14 protein-coding genes are annotated in these 12,669 nt (G+C 40.5%); 3 read left to right on the forward strand and 11 right to left on the reverse strand.

The genetic code is table 11. The features are described 5' to 3' along the window. Positions 1–5 precede the first annotated feature (5 nt). Complete coding sequence (cobT, locus tag CSV72_RS07375) at positions 6–1,043, reverse strand: nicotinate-nucleotide--dimethylbenzimidazole phosphoribosyltransferase (protein WP_099677827.1); 1,038 nt, start codon at positions 1,041–1,043, stop codon at positions 6–8. A 188-nt stretch (positions 1,044–1,231) separates the two neighbouring features. On the opposite strand from cobT, the gene CSV72_RS07380 reads away from it, so the two are divergent. After that, the gene (locus CSV72_RS07380) at positions 1,232–1,732 is read left to right on the forward strand and encodes a ferritin (RefSeq protein WP_099677828.1); all 501 of its coding nucleotides are present in this window, start codon (positions 1,232–1,234) and stop codon (positions 1,730–1,732) included. Between the two features lie 13 nt (positions 1,733–1,745). On the opposite strand, the gene CSV72_RS07385 is transcribed toward CSV72_RS07380, so the two are convergent. The 5 genes from CSV72_RS07385 to CSV72_RS07400 all read right to left on the reverse strand — a co-directional run bounded on the left by CSV72_RS07385 (position 1,746) and on the right by CSV72_RS07400 (position 4,761). Beyond that, entirely contained in the window at positions 1,746–1,958 is a 213-nt protein-coding gene (locus tag CSV72_RS07385) for a cysteine-rich CWC family protein (RefSeq protein WP_099677829.1), read from the reverse strand. Positions 1,959–1,970: 12 nt separating this feature from the next. After that, on the reverse strand, positions 1,971–2,120 hold the full coding sequence (locus tag CSV72_RS16720; protein ID WP_158232174.1) for a hypothetical protein: 150 nt from the start codon (positions 2,118–2,120) through the stop codon (positions 1,971–1,973). Positions 2,121–2,135: 15 nt separating this feature from the next. Further along, on the reverse strand, positions 2,136–3,134 hold the full coding sequence (locus CSV72_RS07390; protein WP_099677830.1) for a YcjF family protein: 999 nt from the start codon (positions 3,132–3,134) through the stop codon (positions 2,136–2,138). A gap of 110 nt (positions 3,135–3,244) precedes the next feature. Then, entirely contained in the window at positions 3,245–3,802 is a 558-nt protein-coding gene (locus tag CSV72_RS07395) for a DUF420 domain-containing protein (protein ID WP_099634984.1), read from the reverse strand. 68 nt (positions 3,803–3,870) lie between these two features. Continuing rightward, positions 3,871–4,761, reverse strand: coding sequence for a LysR family transcriptional regulator (locus tag CSV72_RS07400; protein WP_099677831.1), 891 nt, complete (start codon positions 4,759–4,761; stop codon positions 3,871–3,873). Between the two features lie 133 nt (positions 4,762–4,894). On the opposite strand from CSV72_RS07400, the gene CSV72_RS07405 reads away from it, so the two are divergent. Further along, positions 4,895–5,866 carry a DMT family transporter gene (locus CSV72_RS07405; protein WP_099677832.1) on the forward strand — a complete coding sequence of 324 codons (972 nt, stop codon included), beginning with the start codon at positions 4,895–4,897 and terminating at the stop codon, positions 5,864–5,866. A gap of 326 nt (positions 5,867–6,192) precedes the next feature. Beyond that, positions 6,193–6,648 carry a hypothetical protein gene (locus tag CSV72_RS07415; protein WP_099677834.1) on the forward strand — a complete coding sequence of 152 codons (456 nt, stop codon included), beginning with the start codon at positions 6,193–6,195 and terminating at the stop codon, positions 6,646–6,648. Positions 6,649–6,691: 43 nt separating this feature from the next. Here the strand turns inward: CSV72_RS07415 and CSV72_RS07420 are convergent, their stop codons facing one another. The 5 genes from CSV72_RS07420 to argC form a co-directional block, all read right to left on the reverse strand. Beyond that, complete coding sequence (locus CSV72_RS07420) at positions 6,692–8,233, reverse strand: NlpC/P60 family protein (protein ID WP_099677835.1); 1,542 nt, start codon at positions 8,231–8,233, stop codon at positions 6,692–6,694. Between the two features lie 204 nt (positions 8,234–8,437). Beyond that, complete coding sequence (locus CSV72_RS07425; protein ID WP_099677836.1) at positions 8,438–9,568, reverse strand: acetylornithine transaminase; 1,131 nt, start codon at positions 9,566–9,568, stop codon at positions 8,438–8,440. Next, positions 9,565–10,344, reverse strand: a complete 780-nt coding sequence (gene argB / locus CSV72_RS07430; protein WP_099677837.1) for an acetylglutamate kinase — start codon at positions 10,342–10,344, stop codon at positions 9,565–9,567. Before argB ends, CSV72_RS07425 begins: the two co-directional genes overlap by 4 nt. Beyond that, positions 10,307–11,530, reverse strand: a complete 1,224-nt coding sequence (argJ, locus tag CSV72_RS07435; RefSeq protein WP_099677838.1) for a bifunctional glutamate N-acetyltransferase/amino-acid acetyltransferase ArgJ — start codon at positions 11,528–11,530, stop codon at positions 10,307–10,309. The genes argB and argJ overlap by 38 nt, the downstream gene beginning before the upstream one ends. Positions 11,531–11,569: 39 nt before the next feature. After that, positions 11,570–12,604 (reverse strand): N-acetyl-gamma-glutamyl-phosphate reductase, encoded by a 1,035-nt coding sequence (gene argC / locus CSV72_RS07440; protein WP_233191163.1) that lies wholly within the window; start codon positions 12,602–12,604, stop codon positions 11,570–11,572. Positions 12,605–12,669: the final 65 nt, after the last annotated feature.

Below are 12,669 nucleotides of genomic sequence, written 5' to 3' on the forward strand. Positions count from 1 at the left end.
TTTTATTAATTCTTCCCCGAAACGCCAGCACTTTCAAAGGTCGCCATTTCATTGACCATCAAAACAGCCGATTGAATGATACTGAATGCAACTGCTGCCCCCGTACCTTCGCCTAGCCGCATGGACAAGGACAAAACAGGTTCTTTTCCTAAATATTGAAATGCCTTTTGATGTCCCGGTTCCATCGATTGATGACCAAGTAACATATATCCAGTTGCGCCTTGGCTTATAGTTTCCGCCACACAAGCTGCCGCAGTCGAGATAAAGCCGTCTAAAATGATAGGTACGCGCTCAGAAGCAGCCGCGAGCATTGCCCCTGCCATGGCAGCCAACTCTAGACCACCGACCTTACGTAGCACATCATAGCCGTCTGAAGGATTAGGTTGATGAAGAGCTAGTGCCTTCCGAACTACTTTAATTTTATGAAGATGTTGATCAGACGATATTCCTGTTCCGTAACCAACTAGTTCTGCCGGATCTAGTCCTGTTATAGCCGCCACTACAGCACTGCTTGTCGTTGTATTACCGATTCCAACTTCCCCTACTACTAGGCAATCCACACCTTTTTCAAATAGTGCAATCGCTTCTTCATAACCAATCTTCAGTGCTTTTTCCACTTCTTCCTGGGTCATCGCCTCGGTGCGTAGAAAGTTTTCAGATCCCTGTCGAATCTTCCGATCTTTCACCGGTTCTGAAAATGAGTCCCCTATTACACCCACGTCAACCAATGAAAATTCTGCTTGTTGCTGTCTGCTGAATACATTGATTGCTGCGCCACCTACTGCCATATTCTCTACCATTTGACGTGTAACAAGTTGCGGAAATGCGGAAATCCCTTCTTCTACAATTCCGTGATCTGCTGCGAATACTACTACACCTAATTGATTAATGCTAGGTATTTTTCGACCTTGTATCTCAGCTAATGTAATCACAATTTCTTCAAGTTTCCCTAAACTTCCAATAGGTTTCGTCAATGTATCTACATATGCCTTCGCTTCCACTCCAGCTGATGTGTCTAAAGCAGGGATCGTATACTGTTTCAAGTGATGACCTTCTTTCTTAAATATGTATAAGTATTCTTCTAGTTCTCTTTTAAGTATATCAGTAGACCATTATGTGTATCCAATTTAATATCTAGTATGCAAAGAATGTCGTTTAAAGGTATACTGAAGTTAGCGGATATGGCACACATTACGCTAGTTACATTACTATCAGAAAAGGGGCGATCCACATGATTAGTGAAAAATTAGCACAAGCGTTAAATGAACAAATGAACAATGAATTCGCCGCAGCACAAACCTACTTATCCATGGCATCTTACTGTGAATATCGCAATTACAGTGGATTTGCGCACTTCTTCCTACAACAAGTAGAAGAGGAGCGCCATCACGCAATGAAAATTTACACTTATTTGAATGATCGTGGGATCCGTGCGATTATTACAGAAACACCTGCGCCAGCTACTTCTTTTGATAACTTAGTACACACGTTTGAAGTGGCATTATTACAAGAAAAAGAAGTAACAAAATCATTTTATCAAATCATGGATATGGCATGGGAAGAAAAAGAGCACGCAACGATTTCTTTCTTGAACTGGTTCCTTGACGAGCAAGTAGAAGAGGAAGCGACATTCGATAGACATATCGAGTATTTAAAGCGTATCCGGGAAGATAAGAACGCACTGTTCATATACGAGAAAGAACTTTCTACACGTTCATTTGAAGCCGAATAAAAAAACAGGCAAGCTAGCGGTCCATAGACCTCTTGCTTGCCTGTTCGATTTCCGTGATATGGTTCAAACACGTTTCACATATACACTGTTTGTGCAGTTGTTCTTCTGGTATTTGTCGAAACACTTCTTCCGGAAAGAGCTTCTTAGTACACCAACAACGCTCATCACTCTCGATTGTAGTACCACACAAGTTATTCCCCCTGCAAATCGGACATTCTCTTTTCATCTTTTCCCCTTTCTACAACCGATGCTTGTCCAGCTCGGACGTATTTTTCTTCTCTAACTCCTCTACACGATCTTCTAATTCCTTATTTCGTTTCATACTTTCCATTGAATACAAACCCGCTAGTAAAGCGACCACAAATGTTGCGTAGTTAAACCACTCCATACATTCCGCCCCTTTTTACTTTTGTTTTTTCAAAAATATTTCATATACTTTTTTCAATGTGTCAGGTGTGAGTTCCATATTATTTTCATACATGTATTTCACTGCATAACCTAGCGCCACTGTCATAGATCCAGCCACACTTGCGGCAACGACCATTCCTGCCCCTGGAATTACTTTAACAATTTGACGGAAAGCTGTTTTCCCGACATTCCCCACGATCGTTGCAATAATAAGCTCCTTAGCATGGTCTTTCGTAATCGGTTTTCCATATAATGTAGACAACTTCAACATGAGGCCCACTTGCAATGTTGTCAACGGGATAAAGTCAGCACCTGGAATGGGAACTGCTCCGATTGCAGCGGCTGATGCACCAGCCGCGAGAATCCATCGTTTGGCAATGGACGACTTATCGGCCATATTTGCTGCGAGTAAAAGATCTTTATTGGCATCTTTTAATTGCTGAAGAATTTCTTTTTGCAGGAATTCCATTTGCTCCCCTGTCTTTGATGAAATAGGAATAACTGGATAGGCAAACCCAGTATGCTCCAAAACATAGTTCACTAAACTTGGAACATCATCAGCTGCATCTATTTTATTGAGTACGAGAATGATTTTCTTGTTAAGCGTGGCTATTTTATTCAATGATTTTAGTTCCGTATCTGACAATACCGTACCCGCAGCATTCAAGAAGAAAAGAATCAAATCTGCTTGATTATAAAATTTTAGCGTCTCATTTGAATGTTCTTGATAAATATCATCAAGGCCTGGTGTATCAACAAACAGTATATTATCTGTGTAATAAAATTTTTTAACTTCCTTCGTTTCCCCAGGTTGTGCTCCCACTTCCGCTACATCTTTTTGCATAAGACGATTCAGTGTAGATGACTTCCCTGCATTGACGTCACCGACCAATGCAATAAGAATTTCTTTTGTTAATTGCTCGTTAATTAGATCAGATTCTTGTTTAAACACTTCATCAAATGATTCATTTGACATGAAGTTCGGTATTTTCATTGTAGCACTTCCTTCTTTTAAATTTGATTATTCAGACTACCCTATTGTAAAAAAGAGCATCAGTCGTTCACTCTCTTTTGACTGATGCCCTACGCTATTTATCTGATTACTTAATAGTAAGGTGAAATCAAGATATACACAAGTACTCCGGTGAAACTAACATATAACCAAATAGGCATCGTCCAGCGTGCAATTTTGCGGTGACGCGGGATCTCCATATTCCATGCTCTTGCGACACTTGTTAATGCTAATGGAACGATTGCAGCAGCTAACACAATGTGTGAGAACAGGATGAAGTAATAGAATCCAGCTAAGAAACCACTACCGCCAAATGGTGTAGACTCCGATAAAAAGTGATATGCGACATACGTCACTAAAAATAAAGCGGTTGTGCTAAACGCTGCATAGATAAAGCGTTCATGCAGTTTGATATTCTTTTTCAAAATCGCCACTAATGCACAGACGAGAAATATGAAAGTGAAACTGTTAAATATGGCATTCAATAGAGGTAAGATTGTAATATCGAATGCTGTGAAATTCTCTACACCCGGCATGCCTGCCAAGATGCCAATTGCACCGATGAGAATGACCGAAATAATGATAATCGCCGGACGGTAATTCCGTTTTTTGAAATTTGCGGGCGGTGTTGTTTGATTCGTATAGTTCATCTAGTAGCACTCCTAATTCTATATTCATAACTACCTTATATCGTATCATACGTAACACGCTATGCAGGTCAAATTTGTGTCGATTTTTGAAATTGCTCATCTGCTTCTTCTCTGAATTCATCAATAATTTTTATAAACTTGGCAATAGTAGGTGTCAAATAGGAATCTGCACGTCGTACAAAAACCGTTTTAATTTGGCTGTATTTGGGCGGCAGATGATAGCAATAAACTAACCCCTGATCTAACAGGTGGGAAACTGTTGATCTTGGAACGAATGTCACACCTAATCCTGCTGCTACACTTCCAAGGATCGTCTCCAATGTTCCGAACTCCATCATTTTCGTTGGCTTAAATTGCTCATCTTCGAGCCATGACTCTAAGCGTGCCCGATAACCACAACCCTTTCTAAAACAAAGGATTGGCTCATCTTTAATATCGTCAATCGATTGGAAGGGTGTACTCGAAAGTAGCACGAGCTCTTCTTCGAGCACATCATGTACAGCCAGGTCAGGATGCATCGTACCTTCCGATATGAAAGCCCCGTCAAGTTGATGGTTAAGAACCTTAAACTGCAATCCTTCTGTTACACCTGTCAATAATGAAATATCGACTTGTTTATATTTCTTATTATATCTCGATAGAATAATGGGCAATTTGATTACAGTTTCTACAGAGCCTAGCTCGAGCTTTCCAGAAGGCTCTTTGTCATTCTGCACGACTTTTCTCATTTCATTAGTTAGCGATAAAATTTTCTCGCTATATATGAGAAGACGTTTCCCCTCTGGCGTCAAGATCATCCCTCGGTTATGTCTATTAAACAATGGCGTCTTTAGTTCAGCTTCGAGCTTCTGTATACGGGATGTGATATTTGATTGTACATAGCTTAATTCTTTCGCCGCCGCCGTGATCGTTCCCTTCTCTGCGACCATCTGGAATATCTCTAAGTCTTTGAATTCCATAGTTAGCCTCCTAGTAAAGTACTGTTATTTATATGATATCAATAAAATCGATAGTAGTCATCATTATTATTCGTTTTACGTGATGTCCAATATAGTGTTTACTAGAGATAGTACTTCAAGGAGGTTCAGTCTGTTGAAAAACAAAATTATCTGGGGAGCGTTTCTATGCTTTATAGCCAGTGTGTCATGGGGTGCAATGTTCCCAGTTGCCAATAGCGCGTTCAAAAATATCGACCCATTTTATTTCACATTAATTCGTTATGTTTCGGTAACACTACTACTTGTCGGCATACTATGGTTTAAAGAAGGAAAGGGAGCTTTTCGATTTGAAAAGAGAGGTTTATCTCTTTGGTTCTTCGGAACGATGGCATTCGTTGTCTATAACCTCTTTATTTTCTGGGGGCAAGATTTAATGGGACAACCTGGAACGATGGTCGCGTCTATTTCTGAGGCTATGATGCCGATGATTTCTATTGTTATTGTATGGATGATTAGTAGACACAAACCGCACGGCTTTACACTGACTTGTGTGTTTACTGCATTTGTCGGTGTAATGCTTGTGATCACAAAAGGTGACTTACGCACATTCTTCACAGCAACAGATGACATCGTCCCTTCATTACTGATCTTCATAGCGGTAATTGGCTGGGTCATTTATACAATGGGTGGAAATCGATTTAGTGAATGGTCCGCATTGCGTTATTCTACATTGAGCTGTTTACTCGGAACATTAACTGCATGTATAGTGGTATTCTTCGTGACGTTGACAGGTTATATTTCTGTTCCAACTGTGGAAACATTACAAGTGGTAACACCACACATGTTGTTTATGATTGTATTCCCAGGTATTATTGCGTTAGTAGGTTGGAATGTTGGCGTACGTATCTTGTCTCCATTAAATGGCCTGTTGTTTATTAATTTCGTGCCGGTGACCACACTGGTGATTTCATATACACAAGGATATCAGTTAACTATTTTTGATTATATTGGTACGGTATTTATCATCGCGGCACTATTAGGAAATAATATATTTCTTCGTATTCAGCAAAAACGCAAAGATGAAGCACGTCAATATAAAAAACATAGTATGCAGCCTAGTGTTTAATTCAACATTAGAAATCTACTATATTAGATGAACTTATAAAAACAAAGACACACTCCAAGAATTTGGAATGTGTCTTTGTTTATTTGATGTAAAACTTTAAACCCCATATTCGTTCCATCTAAAGGCACAATAATTTTCATAATAGTTCCCCTTGTGTTATTCATGAAATATTGGAACTTTTTATATTTATATCCTACTTTACTCATTCTATTTTTACAGTAGTATTTCCTCTTTAATATGACCGTTTAAGTTGAGTTAATTGATTTATCTAACATAAGCTTTTACACTGTCAACACATGAAATAAGATAAACGGGAGTGAATGTATATGAAAAAATGGTGGCTTTTACCTGCACTCGCTGTATTTTTGGTTGCGTGCAGTAACGATCAGGAAGCAAAACCTGTAGAAGATAAAGACATTTCAGTTGATGAGATAGAGCCTGAGGAAGAATCTGCAGAACTTGAAGGTACTAAACCTGCCGACACTAAAGCTCCTCCAGAAGAAGCACCTGTAGAAGATGTGCCTGGTGAAGAACCAAAAGCCTCATACGAACCTTCAAATTCTAACTTGTTAGGACATGAAGAAGCTGAAGTGTTAGCAGAGCATATTCCGATGGATGAGTTAATAGCTCAAGTGGAAGTGGATAATCAGAACAAACGTATCATCCTGTATGAAAATGAAAGCGGACAAAAGGTATATAAGAGTATCTTCATAAAAGAAGATAATTATTTAAAAGTTATTGATTTGAATGACGATAATATATTGTATGAAGGAAACTTGTGATATAGATGAAAAGCGCACAGACATCAGTTGTCTGTGCGCTTTTTCATTTTAAATATCTTCTAGCTGAAACATATTCTGACTTATACGGTTCCACTGTCATCCGGATGATTTCCACAGTACGCTTAGGGTTTGGCGCATGGATCATTTGACCGTTCCCTGCGTACATCCCTACATGATGAATGATTCCTTTACCTTTATTATAAGCAAAGAACATTAAGTCACCGGGTTGTAGATCGTTTTTCTGTATTAACGTTCCGCTCAATGCTTGCACAGATGCATCACGCGGTATATCAATTCCATGCTGACGATAGACCGAGTATGTGAATCCGGAACAATCTAGGCCAAATCCTGATGTACCTGCCCATAAATACGGTAATCCATCGAAGATCTTGGCTGTATCCATGATTTGCTGAGTTGTAGGCTTCGGCATGACACCATCCGCTCCTACTATTTTCACTGCACTCTTATCCACGTACTTCACTCCGTCGGCAGGTGTCTGGACAGCAAGTTTATTATCCACAACATCCATGATCGGCAATGTCGTGTTGAAGCTAATTGAACGATGAGGTTGTTTACCGTTTTTATCCATCGTAAGTATGGCTGACTTCGTCGTCACCATGGCTGTGTCGCATGTTGCATAGTTAGGATATACTGCCGTTAGATGATTCTTCGGCATCCATCCTGGGTAGCCTGCTGCGTTTTTTGGGGAGCTTTGATCTGTTACAACGACTTGAACCCAGTCCCCTTTTGTTTGCAGGACTTTAACCGTTTGACCATATAGTGCTTGGGTTTCTAATTTACCTACTAGCCATTGCTTTTCACGTAAACTCATTGCAGCAATCCATTTTGTGATATCAGGTGATTTGTTTGTAGCATAAGCATCTACTGTTCGCGACTTTCCTGGCTCTTTCCAAAGTGTCGTAACAGGTACATTGACTGTTTGAACGGGAGTGTTATTCGGCTTGTAACAGGCAGGTTGCTCTCTGAAGTCCGGCTCAATAATTCGTGCCAGAAATACTGCAAAGTGTCCACGAGTTAACGTTTGATTCGGCTTAAACGTGTTATCCAAATAACCTGTCGTAATCGCATTTACAGATAGTTTTTGTATGTCGGATAACCCCCAATACGTTGCAGGTACATCACGAAATCGATACGTCGATTTGCCTGTCAGATTGAATGCGCGAACGAATACCGCCGCCATCTGCCCACGTTTCAAATTACCATACGGTTGAAATTCTTTTTTCTCGTTGCCCATGAAAATACCTTCATCAACCATTGTGGCAATGAGTGCGTAGTGTGGATGAGATAGCTTTACATCCGACAGTTTAGCATCTGGTCTATTATCTACAGGGATTTTCAGCGCACGTTGGATCATTCCTGATGCTTCGAGGCGTGTGATCGGTTCGTTTACACGGTATTTAGTGTTTGGTTTTTCTATGATGATTTCTTTTTCAACTAGATAGTGTATTTCATCAGCCGCCGAATGCTGAGGACGCACATCTTGGAAGACGTTGGCAAGTGAGGTGGTGGGGATTGCATATAGGACCAGCATTATCGTTAGTGCTATTGCATATATCTGTTTCAAGTCTAGTACACTTCCATTCTTTTAGGTAGTTTTGCCTTAACTATACCTGAGCGATATTTTTTTGTATAGAAAGAATTCAAATAGGTGTAACTGAACTCAACTTATACCCATGCAAAAAAGAGATCTCCATGAAGTGTTGAGACTTCAGGGAGATCTTTTGTTTACTGAATAGCAGTTCGCAGACTACTTTAATTCAATTTGCTATTACGTTAATATATTCTTTAATATCGCTATCGCTTGGTCAATTTCTTCTTTTGAAACTGTCAGTGGTGGTAATAGACGGATGACATTCATTCCGGCAGGTACAAGCAGTAATCCTTGTTTTTCGGCCTCTTGGATAAATGGTGCGATTTCCTTAGTTGAATGAATCCCAACTAATAAACCTTTTCCGCGAATCGAATACTTATCTTTTGGAAGTTCTGAATGAAGTTGTTGCTTCAGATACGTAGATTTTTCTTGAACATCCTTTAAGAATGCTGGATCAAATATATGATCGACTACTGTTTGAGCAACTGAAACGGCTAATGGATTTCCACCAAAAGTTGTACCATGTGTACCAGGTCCGAATGTATTGAACAGCTCTTCACCAGCCAGCAATGCCCCAATAGGGAAACCGCCACCGAGGCCTTTAGCCAATGAGACGATATTAGGTTTTAGTGCAGTTTGCTCGTAGGCATAACGTGTTCCTGTCCGTCCAATACCTGTCTGTACTTCATCGATAATGAGAAGGATATTATGTTCATTACATGCAGCCATTACCGCTTCAGCGAAAGCCGGTTCGATAGTGTTAACTCCACCTTCCGCTTGGATGACTTCCAGCATGATAGCAGCCACGTTATCGTTAGTCGCTTGTTTCAAAGCTTCGACATCATTAAATGGCAATGCTTCAAAACTTTCAAGCATCGGGCCAAATCCTTGTTGAATTTTATCCTGACCCGTGGCAGCCATTGCGCCAAAAGTCCGCCCGTGGAATGACTGTTTAAACGATAAAATATGGTGCTTGCCTGTATGTTTACGCGCTAATTTAATCGCTGCTTCATTCGCTTCGGCCCCACTGTTACAAAACAATGCATACGATAGATCCGTATCTTTTGTTAATGATTCAGCAAGTTTTTCCTGTTCTGGACTTTCAAATAGATTGGAAATATGCCATAGCTTTTCGCTTTGTTCTTGCAATGCCTTAACGATTGCAGGATGAGCATGTCCTAAACTGACGACCGCGATGCCGCTAGTAAAGTCTAAATAATTCTTCCCTTTATCGTCTGTCACTACGGTCCCCTGTCCTTTTACGAGATGTACCGCACGTCTTGCATAGTTATTGAATAAATACGTCACACAATTGCCTCCTCATTGGTAATGACCGTGCCTTTTAATTCCTGACAGACGATTTGTACAGATGGAATACCCGCTTCTAGACAATCAATTGCCGCCATAACTTTCGGAATCATTCCTCCGTAGATATCTTCTGTTTTAATCCAGCCGTAAATAGCTTGCGGTTGCACTTCTGTCTGAGGCTGATCTTGAATCCGGATTCCAGATGTATCTGTCACCAATAATAAACTTTCGGCTTCAACAGCTAATGCAATTCGACTCGCGACTGTATCCGCGTTAACGTTCAATGGATCTCCAGATACGGTTGCACCGATACACGAAATAACTGGAATAATTCCTGCATCCAAAAGCGTATCTACAACTTCTGTTTTAACGTTTTTAATTTCTCCCACATAACCATACGTTGCAAAATCAAGTACATCACACGTAAATAAGTTTGCATCGAATCCACTCAATCCAACCGCCTTGACCCCTTCGCTATTGAAGCGATGAACGAGCGCTGGATTCACTTGGCCAATCATGATCGACTGGACGATATCGATTGCTTCAGCAGACGTAACACGGAACCCTTTAACAACAGTCGAAGTGACTCCACGCTTTTCAAGCTCTTGATTAATGTTTGGTCCCCCACCATGAACAATAATTACTTGAACACCATCTTGCTGTAATTTTTTCACACCCTGGAAAAAATTATCGCCTAATTCGTCTAGCATACTACCACCTAGTTTAATAACCTGTCTTTTACGTACGATATGTTGCGTTGATTTGGACGTAGTCATAAGTAAGATCGCACCCCCATGCCATTCCTTGACCAGCTCCCTGGTTTAGTTCAATTGCAAATTTCACTTCATGCTGTTTAAGATATATTAACAATTTCTCTTCTGAAAATGGAATAGGTTCCCCACCTTCTACTACTACTGTATCGCCGATATAGATTTTGATATCTTCAGGATCTATTGTGGCACCGCAATATCCGATGGCTGCAATAATTCTTCCCCAGTTGGCGTCACAACCAAATACCGCCGTCTTGACAAGCGGTGAGCCTACTACAGATTTTGCGATTTGACGTGCTTGTTCATCCGAAACTGCACCTGTCACTTTCGCTTCGATCAATTTAGTAGCACCTTCCCCATCTTTAGCAATCATTTTTGCTAAATCACGTGATACAGCATGTAATGCATCGACGAAAGATTGCCACTCGGGATGATCTGGAGTTAATGAGTGGTTACCCGCTAGTCCGTTTGCCATGACAAGTACCATATCATTCGTTGATGTATCACCATCTACCGTAATAGAGTTGAATGTCACATCTGTAATTTCTTTTAGCGCTGTTTGTAAATGTTCTGATTCGATATTGGCATCGGTTGTGATGAAGCCAAGCATTGTCGCCATATTCGGTTCAATCATTCCTGAACCTTTTGCAACACCCGCTACCACGACTTCACGATCATCGATCACCGTTGCATAGGCAGTATTTTTCGTTACGGTATCTGTAGTTAAAATCGCTTGTGAAAATTGAATGGAACCTTCTAATGAGTCCATCGGTTGAAGCTTTTCAATACCAGATAGTAAAGGGACCATATTCATTTGTTCACCGATCACACCTGTAGAAGCAATGCCTACAAGATTGGAATCGATTCCTAAGTGCTCTGCGGTTTTTCGTTGCATAGTCATTGCATCTTGCATGCCTTGCTTACCTGTACATGCATTCGCGTTACCGGAGTTAATGACAATCGCCTGCATCTTTTGCGTTTCATAGACGACTTTTTTTGTGACTTGAAGTGGAGCCGCTTGGATTACATTCGTTGTGAAGACACCCGCAACACTCGCTGGAACTTCGCTGACTAGTAGAGCCAAATCATTTTTCTTATGTTTTAGCCCACAGTGGATGCCGACTGCCTTGAATCCTTTTGGTGAGATAATATTTTTACGCGAGATGCGCTTCATGCTTTCGATGGTTTCCATAGTAGTGCTCCCCTCAATTCTTGTGTTCAAATTAATAGTTCAAATCCATAATGGAATAATATCGATTCCTGTTTTTTCATGTAGACCATATTGAATATTCATATTTTGTATAGCTTGTCCAGCGGCGCCTTTCACCACATTATCAATGACTGCTATAATCGTTGCTTGATTCGTTCGTGGATCCACCTTGACATGGATATCGCAATAGTTGGAGCCATACACCTGTTTCGTACTGACCTTTTGTACGTCTGTCAAAATACGAACGAACGGACTATCTTTATATGTTTCTTGCAAGCAATTTCTAAGCTGTTCTTCCGTAACTTGTCCATTCACTTTCGCATAGCTCGTCGTCATGATACCTCTTGTCATGGGAACAAGATGCGTTGTGAACGTAATAGGTTCGGGTTGATCAGCAAATATATTCATTGCCTGTTCAATTTCCGGTATATGCTGATGTTGATGAATCTTATATATAGAGAAATTTTCATTCGTTTCACTGAAATGGGTCGCTTGGCTTGGCTTGTTGCCTGCACCAGATATACCACTTTTTGCATCAATGATTAATCGGCTACCGTCAATTAAATTATTTTTCAATAACGGCAGTAAAGATAGAAGAACCGCTGTCGGGTAACACCCTGGGTTCGCAATTATTTCTGCATTCGCAATGTCCGGTTTATTCCATTCTGGAAGTCCGTATACACTTTTCTCCAAGTGTTCAAGTGGTGGTGCATCCTTTTGATACCACTGCTCAAAAGCCGCTTGATCTTTCAGTCTAAAGTCTCCCGATAAGTCAATCAATTTAGCACCTGCTCCCACCAATGGAGGAAGTAACTTAGTTGTAACGCCAGCTGGTGTACTGAAAAAAACTGTGTCCAACTTGCTAATATGTTCAGGTTCTATAGCCTTCATCGGCTGATCGTGAATATTCACAAGATGTGGATATTTTTGAGAAAAGACCGTCCCCACTTCTGAGGAAGTGAATAAATCTATCTGTTCAATTTCCGGATGGTTTTGCAGCAACCGTAACAACTCTAGGCCACCATATCCAGACGCTCCTACGATTCCAACCTTCAACGCCCTCACCTCTTTATTCATTAAAGACAAGTATACGTATGTATAATTATAAAGTCAACTGTATT

It is taken from the genome of Sporosarcina sp. P20a, assembly GCF_002743175.1.
Lineage (GTDB): Bacteria > Bacillota > Bacilli > Bacillales_A > Planococcaceae > Sporosarcina.